Source organism: Proteus sp. ZN5 (assembly GCF_011046025.1).
Taxonomy (GTDB): Bacteria; Pseudomonadota; Gammaproteobacteria; order Enterobacterales; family Enterobacteriaceae; genus Proteus.
This window is the reverse complement of sequence record NZ_CP047640.1, coordinates 25,872-41,574: the sequence shown is the minus strand read 5'-3', so window position 1 is coordinate 41,574 and position 15,703 is coordinate 25,872. Positions and strand designations below refer to the sequence as shown.

The window sequence follows — 15,703 nt, the reverse complement described above, 5'->3', positions numbered from 1 at the left end:
TCTGGAGTCGTAATGGTAGGTCGAGCAAGAAGCAAAGAAACGGCTAACTACCCAGCATTTCTTGTACGAATGAGCCACAGGGGAGAGCTTCGTTTTCGCTTTACAACAGTTGAAGGTGTTAAACGACTTTTCCCTAGTGGCACAACTGAGCAAGAGGCTATTCAAGCTGCATATGTTTATAACATGCAAAATAGGCCAGAACTGACGCAAGACTTCGATCTTAATGAGCCAACCCAATTTCAAAGAGCTATATCAAAAGGGCGTAGAGATAAGTTCAATAAGCCATTAAAGGATTGGCTTCTTGTCGTGTTGGCCCGTGTCAAAGCGGAAGAGAAGCTCTCTAAAGACGTCTTTAGAAACTTAGAACGTGACTGCGAAAGGTTGGAAGAGCACATGGGTAAGTGCTTAACAAAATCGCTGAAGTTACAGCATATCAATGAGCACATTGGTAAATACTATGCTGAGCTCAATAATCGACAGCTAAATGGAAAAATCAGCAATCTGAAAAAGATATTTTCCTATTTGGCTGATGAGAGTGCGATAGAGAGTAACTTTGTTCTTAATAAGAAACAGAGACGTTTATCGAAAGAGGATTACACCAAAGCACGTCACAACTTAGATTATGAAAGCTATCTTCAGATCTATGAAGCAGCGCCACTGTTCTTGAAAGTCGCGATGTCTTTAACCCTAGAGACGACTCATGCTGTGCGAGAAATCTACCGTTTGCGCTATCGAATCAAGAAGCCGAGAGAAGGCGTGTGCGGTATTCTTTGGAATCCAGAGGGTAGGGTGGATTACATTGACGGCCAGCCCATCTACGGAACATTTTATATTCACCGCCAGAAAGTCCAAAAGTCGGAGAGCTCCTCTAGATTTATTGCGATATTTAATCTGAACCGTCTTCGAGCGTTTGCTGATACAGGTGTAGTCAGGGGACGTCAGCGGAACATCCAATAACTCGAAGATCGAGTCAATAAAGCCTTGAAGTGTACGCAATGGCAGAGAGAAAATACCCTTGAGCATCAAGGCAGTTTCAATCGCTGTGTCTGAATACTGAAAGCCTCTACCACGCTTGCCATGATGGGTTTTGCATTGCCACGCATCTATGGCGGTGTCATCTATCCAGAACGTAACTGACCCTCGCTTGCACAGAGCCTTATTGTACTCCGCCCAGTTAGTTATCTTCTTTTTTGCTTTACCCATGTCACCACCGTTCTAGCCATCACAAAGGATCAGATCGCAGAACTTGGAAAAGGTTCAATGGATTTAGGCAACAACGCCCAGAATATTGGTCAGTCACTAAAAGGTGTGAAACCGCTTCACCAAGTAGTCGTTTGGCAGCATGTTGGTTTCTTCCGCTGTTAATTTGGAAAAAGGCTACGTTATTGCTGAGTGCGGCCCACATCCAGCGTTTATCATTATTGCGCTGATGTGAAGTCTCATCAGCCATAATCAGTTTAGATGCTTTTACTGTGTCATGAATTTGAGTATGAGTATCAGCTAAGTATTCAGTGACTCGTCCTTGCGCCGCAGATATTGCACCTGTTGAGAAGTTAAGCTGGAAGACGTCTTTCAGCATAGATTGTATTTTACCTATGCTTTGGTGGTGCTGCGTCGCTTGGATTGCGATAAAGCTATGTAGATTTGGCCCCATTTGAACATCGGGCACAGACTCTGGAAGCTCCGCTTGATGTTTATCACCACACCATGAGCACTCGCCTTTAAAAATTTGATGTTCAACAAGCGTGTATGAGATATCTGGCAAGTCAAAGATTTGGTGTCGTTTATAAGGTTTTCTATTTGGAATAACACACCCACCGCAGTGGCATATCTTATTCGGTAAGTATTGCTCAACCGAGGCACTGTCTTCAACAGGGTGAAGCAGTCGGCGATGGCCTTTATGACCTGGTTGAGCTCCTTGCTTTTTTCCAGATTTATTCCGATTCGGCGAAGTATTTTTAGCTTTATTATGCAGGGGTTGTTGAGATGATGGCACAGAAGAGTTGCGACTATTTTGGTTTAGCCTATCTTCAAGCTCAGCCAACTTATTCCATAAAAAGTGGATGATATCTTTCGCCTCTTCAGGCGAATCGAAATCTGGCGGTGGAGGTAATGTTTTCTTATTCATACCTCCAGATTGCCACCACAAAAAGATCACTCAAGTTGAATGTGGGATCAAGTTAACTCAGTCACATAAATTTGCTGTCAATAGCTCCTTGGTGAATAGTTACCTTTGTGAGATGATTTCTCTTAACTGATCCATCCCTTTTGTATCGCTTACAACAATAGGTTCCTTAATTTTTTTTAATGAATTTCCTTTCTGACTTGGTACTAACACAGCAAAGATTGTGTAATTATCCGCATCATCATCTAGATTATTCAACCCTATTGATTTAGCAATTTTGAGAGCTTCACTTCCATTTTCAACCACTGGTTTTGAAGCCTCATTATTATATATCCAATTACTATTTTCATTATTAGCACAGCCGGATAACACTAATGAAAATAGAATTCCTGTAATCATTTTACAACTTTTCATTATTCACCCTTATTATTAATGAATTCATTTTCTTTAGATTCAGAGCAATAAGGACATTTCATATTGCAGGAATCCTCTGATTCGTGTGTAAGATAGGTATATTTCTGCCGACACTCAAAACAGCCAGTTAAACCAATTATTCCATTTCGGTAATTGGTTGCAATTTGCCATGCCAAGTTCGGATCAATTATGTGTTTCTTTAATGGATCATCAAAGAAACCACAATGAACATTAAATAAATGGCGGTATGCTTTATAAGCACCAACCAATTCTTCTATTTGCAATCTATTTTCTGGATCTTGTGCAGTCATTAAATATACATGTAAAAAATCAGTTGCAGATCGTTTATCATGTTGATTAGCTAATATAGTGCTAATTTTTCTTAGTCGCCCTAACGTAAAATCATTATCCTCATTATCAATTCCTGAATCATTTCGTAAACATCCATACATACGTGGAGATATTGCTGGAATCTCAGACAATATTACATTCTTTCTAAATCCAAGTTTTATCATATCAATTGCTAATTGATAACCTTCTGGCGCAATAGTTAATTTCATTTAAACACCTTTCCACATAAGCGCGCTCTAAATTTAAGATAGAATAATACATCATCATATTTTTTATGATAACCATCACTATCGACTAATCTAGTTGATATAATCGAAGGTCTGTAAATTGGAGAAATATTTATTTGCTTTGAATACAAAGAAAACAGTATTTCCTTAAAAGAAAACTTATTAATTGTATTGTATGACTGACAATCATTAAACCAAAAGAAATGATTAGTATCTGTGCCAGACATGCTGTTAATAATTGCTGATTCAATTAGCATTGTTAAACGCAAAAATGAAACATCCAACAGAGATTTTTTAAAATTTGGGTCTTTCTTAGTATATAAAGACTGAGAATCCTCTTTGTAGCTTAATATATAAGCAGGCACTTTCAATCCACTGAAAAAATCTCTCATAATGGAAAAATCTTCAACAAAACAGGTTTTGTCAGAATTGACGATCACAAATGGATTATTATCAACTCTTTCAGAATTACTTAATAAACTGAAAAGTACATCAGTCATTTCAGTGTTGTAGCAATTTATTTTATTGTTCATTTTCTTTCAATCTTTTCCATATGAGCAGAACTGATTCACCATATTCTTTAGCTTTGTTCTTTAACGCTGGATTTGGTGTGTGATAATTACCGATGGCTTGCGCTATATCATTTGGAGATAGTTCAATCGCTCGACACAAGACCTTCGCTGATAACTCAATGTTCTTATCTACATCTAATAACTCAGCAGGGTCAGAAACATAATTACTACCGTTCCAACGCCAATTAATTTGTTTAATACCGATATCAGTCAATGCTGAAACGCTTACATATTCCCGCACTTTTCGGACAGCATCATCTCGGTTCACCGGATAATAAGAGCCCATAATTGGGTTATTTAAAGCATAGCGATGGGGTGCAACAAAGGATTTATCGCCTGTTCTATGGGAGCTCTCTTTAAGAGCAATAGCATAGAGTAAAAGCGGATCGAGGTTACATTGTTTAGCGTGCTTTTCCCACGAGGTATTAGTTAAATCTACAACAGCAGCCTCGCAAATCGCAGCATTAAAAATGCTTAAAAACAGAAGAAAGCGTTTCATCCTCCCCTCACTTATTCTGAGCATATACGTATATATCAGTATAAATTATAGTAAGACATACATTAGTCGTCAACACACTATCTACGACTAATGCAATTTATTATACATTTATTTACAGTATGCGTAAACAGAGAGGGAGTAAAATTTCACTTATATTCAACATGTTACATAATATAAATAATTAGTGGCATGATACTTATTATCCAAAGAAATTAATAACATTCGCATTAAGTCGAAAATAGGTGTTTTATGGCTTAAGAAAGACAATTCTTTCTTCTGCACCAAAATTGTTATCGGCACATTTTCAAAAAACATTAAGTCACCAAGGGGGTTTTGGTGACTTAATGTATCTCACGTATTAAGTCACCAAAACAGTAGTTACGACTTAGTGTAATCGAAACATTAAGTCACCAATAGGGTGGTTACGGTATAATTAGTTTATGTTAAAATGACTTTTTCTGAACCTTTTCTGGAGTGCTGAAATTCATGTCAGTATCATATGAAGATGCGTTATTGCTAAAGCTGGAAGCAATCCTTGCTGACTGTGAGGAAGCAATAACTGTATGCGCTGATAATGCGGTAAATCTGATCCAACAGTTTATGCAAGAAATAAATAACAAACAGCTATTCTCCCCATACCTGCCAGTAATTCATAACGACAGGGGCTCAGTACGGATTCGATGGGGAATGGTTGTGATGAACAAGGCGACTAAAAAAGTTGGCTCTATGCGTAATGCTCCAACCACAGGTAATGGCGATTTTGACATACGCTATTTTTCAATTCGGTCTGATGAAGTACGCCAACTTATTCAAAAATACGAGGATAAGTTTAAAATTATCAGGGCTGACATTAAGCAAACCAAAAATATTACTAAATCATTGAAAATGAGAATTACACATTTGAAAAAGGGCACAAGAAAAACGGTTATCGGTGTTACTCGCTGATTTTTATGTTTTTTTTGTTTACTGTGAGCCGTAGGCGATCTTTTAGGGGGTACTGTGAGCCGTAGGCGATCCTTTCCCTGTCTTTAAAAACAGCGTAGGGGCGATTTTGAGAGGACTTCCACACATCATCGTGAATAAGCATTGGCGTACAGGCTAAAGTGGCTCAGAATCGCTTAGACGAAGCATATATGATATTAAAAAGCCACTACTTGCATCCATTCACTTTTTTCAGCCATTTTGTGCAGTATTTTACGAATAAGTAGAGGCTTTCCCTTTGGGGAAGATAGCCAGACACAATAAGCTCTGACTATTTTTCTGTAATTTAATATTGAATCTTAATTAATTAATCTTTTCCATATATCCATACTTGAATCTGCTGATATTTTAATTACATCCCAATTAATACCGTAATTACAATCATGGTTGTTTTTAAGTGCCTCCAATACATCTAAACAAAAATTCTTTTTATCATTATCACTTAAATTAAAATAGAAAACATCAAGATCAGTTTTATTAAATTCATCTAATTCTGTTTCACTATCCCAACCGGAAACAATACTTGCATGAATATCTTCAGCACACCACGTTACCGAGAAAAAGTCTTTCTCAGTAACAGTATATTCTTCAACACCTATATTCGACTTGCTTATTATTCTACGCGCTTCCTTTTCAGACTTTGCTTGTACATCAAATGAAGCTAGAGCATAGTTATTGTTATTAAGATTAACCTTATACGATACATTATAGGTATTCATGACTCATCCTCGTTTAATTATTATTAGCTGTGGTAATTAATTATATTTGAGAATTAATAATATATTCGTACAATGCTGAAAGCAATATTTTTGTAAAAATGATAAATACAATATCACCACTTATATAAACACAACAATTCATTATACAATTAATTACCAAATTAACAGAATTAAATTAAATCTTAATTATTCATCTTTAATTAAATAATGAAGTTTTCACTTTGACAAATATATATCTTTATTGTTATTTGCTTGATATGGTACTACTTCTATTTTTTCTCGCCTAACGTATGCCATATAAAAAATTAAATTGGATTTTATTAATGAACCTTAATACCAATACTAATATCATCGAATCAATTGAGATAGACAGAGTAATTGCAATCCGAGAACATGCTATTAGCCTATATAAAGAATCACTCTCTAAAGCAGCAGAGGCTATCGAAATATTAAAAACAATTCCCAATACCAACAATCATTTTCCTCACCAATGCATAGAGGACGATTTAATTGATTTGCAATACCCTAGAAATACTAATGATGATGATAACAGAACACGGTTTGAACTTTGGTTAGACAGAAAGATATGGAAAATGTTTATTGATAAATCTGGTATCAAAACAATCATGAGCAATAAACAAATAGAAAAGTTACATTACGACCTTTACGATATGAAATCGCCTATATTCAACTTTGAGAATGCATTAAGCACTTTTACAAGTTTAAGCGCTAACAAAGCTGATTCATTTAAGAATGGATTGATGGATGCGTTGCAATCTGTCTCATGGGATTACAAGAGTAATAATCCTCGCTATCTTGGCAAAAAAATAATAATGGATAATGCTGTTTCAGTTCGTAAGTATTCAACTAGATTTAATAAGACTGACACCGTTAACGATCTAGTTAGAATATTTTGCATCTTACAAAAAAAGGGTATCCGGAATTTCTGGTTGATAAAATGTCAAAGATGTAAAGAAGAAAATCTTTCTCAGCGGATTATCTGATTGATCCTCTTCAGCCTACTCTACTGCCAATTTTCTGTTTCCACCTTCGCCTGAGTCTTCATAGCGATGCTGACTAGGGAGGACAGCGAGAGCTGGGCAAGCGTCAAAGCGGTTCTGGTTCATGCGCAATCCGGACACCTGCACAACATTCCTCTTGTAAGAAACCGATCAAATTCTCTAGGTGCCCATACTCGGGTATACAGACAATCGTGCGGCTATGTTTCTCCTGCCGGATCAGCCCTACCTTGGCCATGCGCGCAAGGTGATGTGATAGCGTCGAAGCAGGAATACCCAGCCCCTTCTGGATATCTCCGACCGAAGCCCCATCATGGCCAGCTTTGACCAGAAAGCGGAACACGGACAGTCGGTGACTATTCCCTAGCTCAGCTAAGCTGGCTGCAACCTTTTCGTGATCCATAGCACGCCCCAATAATTCGATGTTTCTAGAATTATAGTTGACAGGTCGGATAAACGCAAGTAGGCTGCGTACATCATTTCGATAAAACTAGAAATATAGGAGTAATATTGAATGTCACCTCAACTCCAAGACGCTCTAGGCATGTTCGCCTTTCTCGCTATCGAGCTATCGGTTTTATTCATTGGCATTAGCTTGCTGGTCGGAGTTCTTCAACGTCACATCCCACCATCCAAGGTGGAAGCGTTACTGACTTCCAGTGGGAAGCGAGGCTATTTTCTTGCTGCTGGTTTAGGAGCTATAACGCCCTTCTGTAGTTGCTCGACTATCCCCATGTTGAAAGGGTTGATTCAGGCACGGGCCGGTTTTGGGCCGATGATGGTGTTTCTTTTCACATCTCCGTTGCTGAATCCTATCGTCGTCGGCCTGCTGGTTGCCACGTTTGGATGGACACTTACTGCTATCTATGTGCTCGCCGCTTTGGTGGTCGCGGTAGGTGCCGGATGGCTGCTTCACACGCTTGGCTTCGAGCGTTATGTGCGCCGGACGGCGACACAAGAGAGCAGTGGATGTAGTTCATCAGCAAGCCCGTGCAGTGCTACATCGACCGCATCGAGTTGCGGCACCAACAGCTGCGACACCACTCCGAAGACGGCTTCTTGCGGGGCTGATAGGAAGACAACAGTCTCTACGTCTAGCGAATGCTGTGACAGTCAACCCACTGTCACGGTTAAGAAAGAAGGGAAGTACAATGGTGTGTGGCGGGAAGCTTGGTCGGACTTTATCGATGTGTTGCCTTACCTGCTCATCGCTATTGCGATTGGCAGCGTGATCTATGGTTTCATGCCCACTGACTTATTGGAGCAGTATGCAGGCCCAGATAATCCCTTTGCCATTCCAGTTGCCGCTGTCATCGGCGTGCCGTTGTATATTCGCGCTGAAGCCGTCATACCTCTGGCAGCGGCTCTGATGGCCAAAGGCGTGGGTGCCGGGACGGTGCTTGCGTTGATCATCGGCAGTGCCGGAGCCAGCCTGACTGAGCTCATTCTGTTGCGCTCTTTGTTCACGCTGAAGCTTTTAGCGGCGTTTTTAGCAGTCATTTTTGCTATGGCGATGATTGCCGGTTACGCCACCTACCTGTTTTTCTGATCAAGGCGGGAGATGATTAATTCGTTAAGCCTTCCTGGTTACCAGTTGGTGGATTCTGATGAGCAGAATGAAGACATACATTTTCGGCTTGAAGCACCTACACCAGTAGCCTGCGAGGGGTGCTGCGTGCAGGGTGAGTTCGTGCGGTTCGGCAAGCGTGATGTTCCCTATCGTGACCTGCCCATCCACGGCAAGCGGGTCACCCTCTGGGTAGTTCGTCGCCGGTACACCTGCCGGGCCTGCAAGACCACCTTCAGGCCCCAGCTACCGGAGATGGTGGACGGCTTCCGCATGACGCTGCGGTTGCATGAGTACGTGGAGAAGGAAGCCTTCAATCACCCCTACGCCTACGTGGCTGAGACAGTTATCAAGAGTAAACTATTAAAAATCCATTAAAATCAATACTTTCACTTTGAGAACATGTATTTAAAGTAAATAACAATTAAAGCCTGTATCTTAGTTATCACTTGAGATACAGGCTTTTTATTTATTCGTTCATATAATTAAACAGTTTGCCTAAAAAATCATCGCTAATGGTTAATTGATACTGTTTTTCAACGAGATTTCGAAGTTCCATAACGAGAAGCAAAGAGTTCTTATAGGCTTCATATAGTTCTAATTCATTTAATCGGGCAGTAGTCTTTTTAAACTTTTCATAGTTTTCAGGACTAATTTCTTTTTCAAGATTCTTTGTCATATTAAACCAATTATCGGCATTTTCTTCCGCAATTCGAATGAGTTGTAGTATATTTTTTTGTAATTGAGATAAAAGTTCCAGTGAACGTGCATTTTCCCCTCTTTTAAGAACATTAATCCCCATTAACCATAGGTTGGAAAAATTATTCAATAAAAAATTTACGTTTTCTTCTGTAAGTCTATTTGGTCCCGGACCTTCCAACTCTGATAAATACAATTCTAGTTGTCCTGTTTCATCATAAATAAACATTGCTTTTGTGTCAGGAATGTAGCCTGATTCTTTGAATGAAGGAATAATATTCATTTCGTTTTCGGAAAGGAAATGAAATTCACCACGTATTAGATTTTCAAAAATTACTACTTCCGTACCGTACTCATTTTGATAGAGTAAAGTGTAGGAAGCGACTTCATTTAGCCATTTTGCTGAATCAAAGGTGGAAATTGTATCATCTTTTAGAAAAACGTAATATTCTATATCAGAGTATTGATCTCCCTCTCCTTTTGTAAAAGAGCCATACATCATACAAGCAGATATTCGTTCATCTGACTGGACAAGTTCCTTAACCCTTGCCATTAGTTCCTTTTGTTTTAACAATTCGATTCCTTCTTTCTTTATTTTGATTCAGGGAGAAATAAAAAATCCTCCCAAATAATGTTGGAAGGATTAGTCATGTCACTTTTTAAGACACTCAAATAAAACTATTTAGCCTTTTTAGCTATTCAGTCTTACATTTATTTAGTATATGGAAAAATGGGCAGACTAATCCTAAGTTTTTAAACTGAAATATACTATTTCATTTGTTAAAAATTAGATTAGTTCTTCATTGTCCACCCATCTCTCCTTTCGATTAATAGTATATTAATTTTAACACTTCAAAGTTCAAAGCACAAGTTGGTGAAACTCATAGATTAACTATTCTCTAATGTACAAATCTCCGTATAATTTTTGGATCTGGTTCCTTAATCTTATATTTTCCTCTTCTAATTCCTTTACTCTTGTTTTTAAGGTTTTAATAAGGACTTCTTCAGAACGGGAGCTTTTCTTGGGTTTTGATATTACATTTTCTGTTTTTTGCTGTTTTCGGAGAGATTCAATCCTTTGCCTAATATCATGTTCCTTATAAAGCCATGATTTAGAAACATTAGCTTCCTTTGCAACTGTGTTAAAATTAATAGTCTTACCTTCAAGCGATAGTTTAGAGATAACCTTGTCTACATTTTCTCTAGTCCGCCTGGACTTTTGCTTTGCCAAACGCACAATTTCCTCTGTATTTCGTACCTGTTTAACCATCTAACTAATCCCCTTCAGGCTGCCAATTATTTGCTCTAGTCGCTCTTTAACACGGTTATTAGTCTCTATTTGCCTTTGCCATTGCTTTTCCTTAGCGACTGCCAATAACTCCTCAGAACATAAGCACGCCTGTGGCGTGAGCATCGCGGCAGTGCCGCTCTATTCCTAGGCAACTCCCTTCTCGTCTTTTATACTCTGCTCTATGTATATTCCCAGACCCGCTAAATTATTATTTCAATACGATGACGGATGGAACCGTTTCATTGATAATAACCCTGTCGATGAATGGCAGCTCCTCTGTGTTGAAAAGATGCTCGCCTGTAGCACTTGCGCAATGGGCGTTCGTCGTTATTGCTGTTCTTCTCCCGAATGCACGCATTCCCGTTTCTTTTGTCAAACCTGTAAATCCAAAGCCTGCAGTGCCTGTGGCCTCAAAGGCACCGAACAATGGATTGCCCAGCAGCGTCATATTTTGCCAGACTGCGAATGGCAACATATCACCCTCACTATGCCCCACCTCCTTTGGCCTTTCTTCAACAATAACTGGCACTTACTTAACCAACTCTTTCGCTGCGCCACCCGTGCCATGCTTAAACACGCCACGCGTCTTGGGCTAGAAATTGGCATTTTTTGTGCGCTACATACTTATGGCCGCCAACTCAATCAACATCCGCACATTCATTTATCGGTCACACGAGGCGGTCTCACCCAATATGACACCTGGAAACCGATTTTTTTCAAAAAGAAAGACGTCGAAAAGGTCTGGCGCAGTGCCGTTATTCGTCTCCTTCGAGACGGCTATTTTCAGTTACAACCGAATAAATTGCCTGGGTTCGGGCACATTCGCGATTACCCAACGTGGTGTCGTTACCTCAATGCCCAGTTTCAACGTTATTGGAAAGTGCATTTTGCCAAAAAGACCCGAGGTGCTTGGCACAACGTGAAATATCTAGGTCGATACCTTAAACGTCCCCCTATCTCGGCGTCTCAGTTGAAACACTACAGCGGAGGCACCGTGGTCCATCATTACTATGATCACCACAGCCAGCAATATCGGCGACAGACCTTATCCCAAGAAGAGATGATACGACGTTATGTCAGCCATATCCCAGCCCGGCATTTTAAAATGATCCGCTATTACGGTTTTTTAGCCAATCGCAAACGTGGGCGCTTATTACCTAAAGTGTATGACGCGTTAGATATGAACCATCCTAACGTGCTTGAAAAACCGGGGTTTGCGGCATTGATTAAAGGATTTTTAAACACGGATCCGTACCAATGCATTTTATGTGGAAATCGACTGCGGTTTATGAGTGCAGAAAAAGGCATACATGCCGTCACTTTGCTGTCAGAAAGGCGAGATAAAATGGCTAAAAAACGATGGTTACAAACCGCGGACTAGGATCAGTGTGCCTATTATTTCAGTTTTTGGCTAAAAATAGTGCGATTACACGTTACCATGGTTAGGTTTAAATACGACATAGACCCTTTAGCAGACTCTGATACCGAAACATATCGTTATAGATCCGTTAAACCATTCATCCATTTTCCTAACCATCAAGGAACGTTTCTACGGCATCTGGGACGCTACCACACGGCCCCAGGCAGAAGCCGCCCTGGACGAGTGGATAGCCACCATCCCGAAGGGCCAGAAGGAAGTCTGGAGCGATCTGGTCAGGGCTGTAGGCAACTGGCGCGAAGAGATCATGACCTACTTCGAGACGGACATGCCCGTCACCAACGCTTACACGGAGTCCATCAACCGACTGGCCAAGGACAAGAACCGTGAAGGACGTGGTTACTCCTTCGAGGTGATGCGGGCACGAATGCTCTACACCACGAAGCACAAGAAGAAGGCCCCGACCGCGAAGGTCTCTCCGTTCTACAAGAAAACCATCGGTTACGGACTGCCGGACTTCGCAGAGGAACTCAACTACGGGGTCGATCTATCAACCATCTGATAATGGTATCAGGTTGGTGGGGTAAAGGTGCCCCATCAACCATTAAATCCGTATACCCCAAAAAAAACCAATTCACGAATTTCAAAATAGTGTAGGGCTATATATATCTGATAATGTGCGAACTAATAATAAAAATTTTGAAACTGAATTTTTCATCGTTAAGTGGTACAAAAAAGGCACAATGCATCTATTATTTAAAAGTGAAAGTTTGATAAATAATACTAATGATTTGATCGCAAAACTTTTCCCCTCAGCATTGCCGCCTTTGTGATACACATTCACAGTCAAGGTATCGAGGTATATCTACACACATCAGATATACCTCAATTAATCCTCACACAGTAATACCACATAGAATAAGCCTCATATAAACCTCAGTTATGCATCACACCCACATCTAAATGATATATTTTCATTTTCATTATGATTTTTACACCCTGATATTTCTCAAATTAATCTCACATCAACCTCTTGCGACACTCAACTTCCACTGTTAAAATTACAAACATACTCAATATCGCATCAAATAAATCTCAGATGCATCACATTAACAATTAGAGGCTTCAAATGCGTATTTATATAGATGATGGTTCTACTAACATAAAAATGCTGTGGGAACAGGATCAGGAAGGTGAAGTAATTAAAATTAGTCCTAACAGCTTCAAACGCGGTTGGGGTACGGCTTTTGGTACTGGCAAACCATTCAACTATACCGTTGATAACGAGAAGTATTCATTCGATATTATTGATCCTGACAATTTGCCAACTAACAACGTAGCTTGGCAGTATAGCCCTCTAAACGCAGTTGCAGTGCAACATGCACTTCAGATTAGCGGTTTACCTCCCCAAGAGGTTGAAATCGTTGTCACTCTACCATTGGCAGAATTTTACGATCAGGATGCGCAATATCGAATGGATAACATCCAACGCAAAAAAGATAACTTAATGCGCGAAGTTCAAGTAAGCCGGAATGAACCTTTCAAAATCAAAAAAGTAACCGTTCGTCCTGAGTCAATTCCTGCGGGTATATCTTTGTGTGATGAATTAAGACCCAATCATTCTGTACTGATTATTGATATTGGAGGCACCACAACTGATATCTCAATGGTTTCTGGTCAAATGACGTCTGTATCACGCATTTTTGGTGATCCTACGCTTGGCGTATCATTGGTGACTAACGAAGTCAAAAGAGCTTTGGCGAACGCTTCAACAGAAACATCCAGCTATAACGCAGATCAACTCATTATTAACCGGCACGATGAAAACTATCTGTTAGATAACATCAACAGCGTTGATGATATTCAGATGGTGAAAGATGCCATGAATAGCAGTATTGAACGACTAAATACCCGTGTGCTCGATGCGGTCAGCACCTTTAAGGGCTATACACATGTCATGGTTATTGGTGGTGGAGCTGCGCTTTCCGCTGATGCAATCAGAAAGAAAATAGCAATCCAACCAGAACGTTTCTACGTGGCTGAAGAACCTCAGTTTGCTTTGGTTCGGGGTCTGAAATTATTAGGATAACGTTATGAAACAAGAGCGTAAAAAGATAATTTTGTATCTTCGTCCCGAACTCAGCGAGGCTGATAAATTCGCAATTAAAAAGATTGAAGAATCGCCGGTTCAAACTGAAGCAGTACGTACAGCGTTACTGGCAGGGATCGCATTAGGGGAAATTGATGATAGATTGCCTTCTTTGCTGGCTTCAATTCTATCAGACAGGACAAAGGCTGATACCTTCAAAGTAATGTTAGATTCCTTTCTAACTGTTGATAGTGACGGCACTCATGCTCACAATAAAGTAAATTTGAGTCAGGCAAAACGGGCGTTACTGACTGATAAAGTAAAAATAGAGAAGGAGCCCCCAAGTCAGGCAGCACAGAATTTGAAAGGTTCATTACCAGATTGATGGGTGGTGTATGTCCGAACAAGTGTATGGTGAGACTTTAAAGTTCTTCGCCGATTGGCAGAAACACGAAAAGAAACGTTCCTGTCTTAACTTTCAAAAGGTAGTTTCCAGATCTGGCGTTCCTACCCTTAACATCGAGATAGCACCTCTTGAAAAGGATGGAACTGCAAGATGGGAACAGAAAATGACTATTCAGTTATCCTTAAAAGAATTGACTCAACTCACTGCATTAGTTCTTCTATCAAAGAAGTATATTGATAATCTAGATGCCCGATATCATGGGGGTCATAGAAACAAAGGGTTGTCTGTCTTTGATAATGGCAAGTCAGGAATGATTTTCTTGATCTCTGAAGCAGGACAGACGCTAGAACACGGTATAGATCAATACCAACGTTTGGAACTTGCTGTGTTCATCGTACAGCAGCTATCCGCAGCGTTAAAAATAAGTTATGCATGTACTGTTGTAACGCTAAAAAGTCTGTATTTGAACGACACTCATTAACTGAGAAGCCTAAACATTTGTTTGGGCTTTTTTTTTCAATCATAAATGAATTTACATTTTTAGCTCTGAACAGCGAGAGACATGAAAACTTGTTTTCGTGTCGGTGTCGCTGTTGAACAAACGAGCAAAGCGAGTGCGTTAGAAAGCATAAGAAAATTGTCCACAGTGAAGCACATCTTAGCATATTAAGATCTTTTCTTTCTTTTTAGATCTTAAAACATTAAAACCTTAGATATGGGGATATATTCATAATAATCATTTAGTTACGATATTAAAGGTCGTCGCTGATGCAGTGAAAGGTCGTCGCTGATGCAGTAAAAGGTCGCCGTTGATGCAGTGAAAGGTCGCCGTTGATGCAGTGAAAGGTCGCCGTTGATGCAGTGAAAGGTCGTCACTTGTAAAGTATATGCGGTTAATTATTAACCAAGGTTCATTATTTAATCAAAAAAATCCTATCCTATTAATTAATATTAGTTTATTTTCTAATTTTGTTGTGGATAAGTACGATTTTCTTAAATGTTTTGTAATATTCCACTACCGAAAAAGTATATTTTTGATTTGCTGCAAAAGGTCGCCGTTGATGCAGTTAATCAATAAAAAGGTATTTTTCTGCTGGTGGCTAAAGGTCGCCGCTGATGCAGTATAAATATATACTTCTATCATAATTTAATCCATATATATCAACACGTTATGCAAAAGGTCGCCGTTGGTGCAGTATAGTCATAAAAAAAGGTACTTTTCTATTAAAGGCTAAAGGTCGCCACTTGTGCAGTATATAACGGTGTAAATGCTTAAAATAAATCCTTATATATCATATTGTTACACTAAAGGTCGCCGTTGATGCAGTACGGTCATAAAAAAAAGGTATTTTTCTGCTGGTGGCTA

16 protein-coding genes and 4 pseudogenes are annotated in these 15,703 nt (G+C 39.6%); 10 read left to right on the top strand and 10 right to left on the bottom strand.

Annotation, left to right across the window (positions count from 1 at the left end):
- Positions 1-12 precede the first annotated feature (12 nt).
- Positions 13-867, top strand: a pseudogene (locus GTK47_RS19960) (hypothetical protein); the annotation flags it as partial.
- Here GTK47_RS19960 and GTK47_RS19955 read toward each other — a convergent pair.
- The 6 genes and pseudogenes from GTK47_RS19955 to GTK47_RS19930 all read right to left on the bottom strand — a co-directional run.
- Positions 859-1,203, bottom strand: a pseudogene (locus tag GTK47_RS19955) (transposase); the annotation flags it as partial. The pseudogenes GTK47_RS19960 and GTK47_RS19955 overlap by 9 nt on opposite strands.
- Positions 1,204-1,222: 19 nt before the next feature.
- Positions 1,223-2,128, bottom strand: coding sequence for a DUF6444 domain-containing protein (locus GTK47_RS19950; RefSeq protein WP_201287957.1), 906 nt, complete (start codon positions 2,126-2,128; stop codon positions 1,223-1,225).
- A gap of 99 nt (positions 2,129-2,227) precedes the next feature.
- Positions 2,228-2,539 carry a hypothetical protein gene (locus GTK47_RS19945; RefSeq protein WP_125894530.1) on the bottom strand — a complete coding sequence of 104 codons (312 nt, stop codon included), beginning with the start codon at positions 2,537-2,539 and terminating at the stop codon, positions 2,228-2,230.
- On the bottom strand, positions 2,539-3,099 hold the full coding sequence (locus GTK47_RS19940; protein WP_125894528.1) for a FlhC family transcriptional regulator: 561 nt from the start codon (positions 3,097-3,099) through the stop codon (positions 2,539-2,541). The genes GTK47_RS19945 and GTK47_RS19940 overlap by 1 nt, the downstream gene beginning before the upstream one ends.
- Positions 3,096-3,650, bottom strand: a complete 555-nt coding sequence (locus tag GTK47_RS19935) for a hypothetical protein (protein ID WP_159227764.1) — start codon at positions 3,648-3,650, stop codon at positions 3,096-3,098. Before GTK47_RS19935 ends, GTK47_RS19940 begins: the two co-directional genes overlap by 4 nt.
- A complete protein-coding gene (locus GTK47_RS19930; protein WP_125894524.1) occupies positions 3,640-4,188 on the bottom strand; it encodes a transglycosylase SLT domain-containing protein in 549 nt (182 codons plus the stop codon). Before GTK47_RS19930 ends, GTK47_RS19935 begins: the two co-directional genes overlap by 11 nt.
- Before the next feature lie 486 nt (positions 4,189-4,674).
- On the opposite strand from GTK47_RS19930, the gene GTK47_RS19925 reads away from it, so the two are divergent.
- Positions 4,675-5,133: a hypothetical protein gene (locus GTK47_RS19925; RefSeq protein ID WP_023159980.1), complete on the top strand. Its 459-nt coding sequence runs from the start codon at positions 4,675-4,677 to the stop codon at positions 5,131-5,133.
- A 335-nt stretch (positions 5,134-5,468) separates the two neighbouring features.
- Here the strand turns inward: GTK47_RS19925 and GTK47_RS19920 are convergent, their stop codons facing one another.
- Positions 5,469-5,888, bottom strand: a complete 420-nt coding sequence (locus GTK47_RS19920; RefSeq protein WP_023159979.1) for a hypothetical protein — start codon at positions 5,886-5,888, stop codon at positions 5,469-5,471.
- Positions 5,889-6,211: 323 nt separating this feature from the next.
- Between GTK47_RS19920 and GTK47_RS19915 the strand changes: the two genes are divergently transcribed.
- Complete coding sequence (locus tag GTK47_RS19915) at positions 6,212-6,892, top strand: DUF4942 domain-containing protein (protein ID WP_165126825.1); 681 nt, start codon at positions 6,212-6,214, stop codon at positions 6,890-6,892.
- Positions 6,893-6,995: 103 nt separating this feature from the next.
- Here the strand turns inward: GTK47_RS19915 and GTK47_RS19910 are convergent, their stop codons facing one another.
- Positions 6,996-7,310, bottom strand: a complete 315-nt coding sequence (locus GTK47_RS19910) for a helix-turn-helix domain-containing protein (protein WP_000349485.1) — start codon at positions 7,308-7,310, stop codon at positions 6,996-6,998.
- Between the two features lie 111 nt (positions 7,311-7,421).
- Here GTK47_RS19910 and GTK47_RS19905 point away from each other — a divergent pair, with 111 nt between their 5' ends.
- Both GTK47_RS19905 and GTK47_RS19900 read left to right on the top strand, forming a co-directional pair.
- Positions 7,422-8,456, top strand: a complete 1,035-nt coding sequence (locus GTK47_RS19905; protein ID WP_029396327.1) for a permease — start codon at positions 7,422-7,424, stop codon at positions 8,454-8,456.
- Positions 8,457-8,468: 12 nt separating this feature from the next.
- Positions 8,469-8,843: pseudogene (locus GTK47_RS19900) on the top strand (transposase family protein); the annotation flags it as partial.
- Between the two features lie 100 nt (positions 8,844-8,943).
- On the opposite strand, the gene lnu(G) reads toward GTK47_RS19900, so the two are convergent.
- Both lnu(G) and GTK47_RS19890 read right to left on the bottom strand, forming a co-directional pair.
- Positions 8,944-9,747: a lincosamide nucleotidyltransferase Lnu(G) gene (gene lnu(G), locus GTK47_RS19895; RefSeq protein WP_002333496.1), complete on the bottom strand. Its 804-nt coding sequence runs from the start codon at positions 9,745-9,747 to the stop codon at positions 8,944-8,946.
- 318 nt (positions 9,748-10,065) lie between these two features.
- Complete coding sequence (locus GTK47_RS19890; protein ID WP_002333497.1) at positions 10,066-10,443, bottom strand: DUF6262 family protein; 378 nt, start codon at positions 10,441-10,443, stop codon at positions 10,066-10,068.
- Between the two features lie 202 nt (positions 10,444-10,645).
- On the opposite strand from GTK47_RS19890, the gene GTK47_RS19885 reads away from it, so the two are divergent.
- The 5 genes and pseudogenes from GTK47_RS19885 to GTK47_RS19860 all read left to right on the top strand — a co-directional run bounded on the left by GTK47_RS19885 (position 10,646) and on the right by GTK47_RS19860 (position 14,818).
- Complete coding sequence (locus GTK47_RS19885; RefSeq protein WP_165126822.1) at positions 10,646-11,845, top strand: IS91 family transposase; 1,200 nt, start codon at positions 10,646-10,648, stop codon at positions 11,843-11,845.
- A 157-nt stretch (positions 11,846-12,002) separates the two neighbouring features.
- A pseudogene (locus GTK47_RS19880) lies at positions 12,003-12,404 on the top strand (transposase); the annotation flags it as partial.
- Positions 12,405-12,971: 567 nt separating this feature from the next.
- Complete coding sequence (gene parM / locus GTK47_RS19870) at positions 12,972-13,931, top strand: plasmid segregation protein ParM domain-containing protein (protein ID WP_071547977.1); 960 nt, start codon at positions 12,972-12,974, stop codon at positions 13,929-13,931.
- A gap of 4 nt (positions 13,932-13,935) precedes the next feature.
- Positions 13,936-14,316: a plasmid partitioning/stability family protein gene (locus tag GTK47_RS19865; RefSeq protein WP_072070758.1), complete on the top strand. Its 381-nt coding sequence runs from the start codon at positions 13,936-13,938 to the stop codon at positions 14,314-14,316.
- A gap of 10 nt (positions 14,317-14,326) precedes the next feature.
- Positions 14,327-14,818 carry a hypothetical protein gene (locus GTK47_RS19860; protein WP_023159976.1) on the top strand — a complete coding sequence of 164 codons (492 nt, stop codon included), beginning with the start codon at positions 14,327-14,329 and terminating at the stop codon, positions 14,816-14,818.
- The last annotated feature ends 885 nt before the right edge of the window (positions 14,819-15,703 follow it).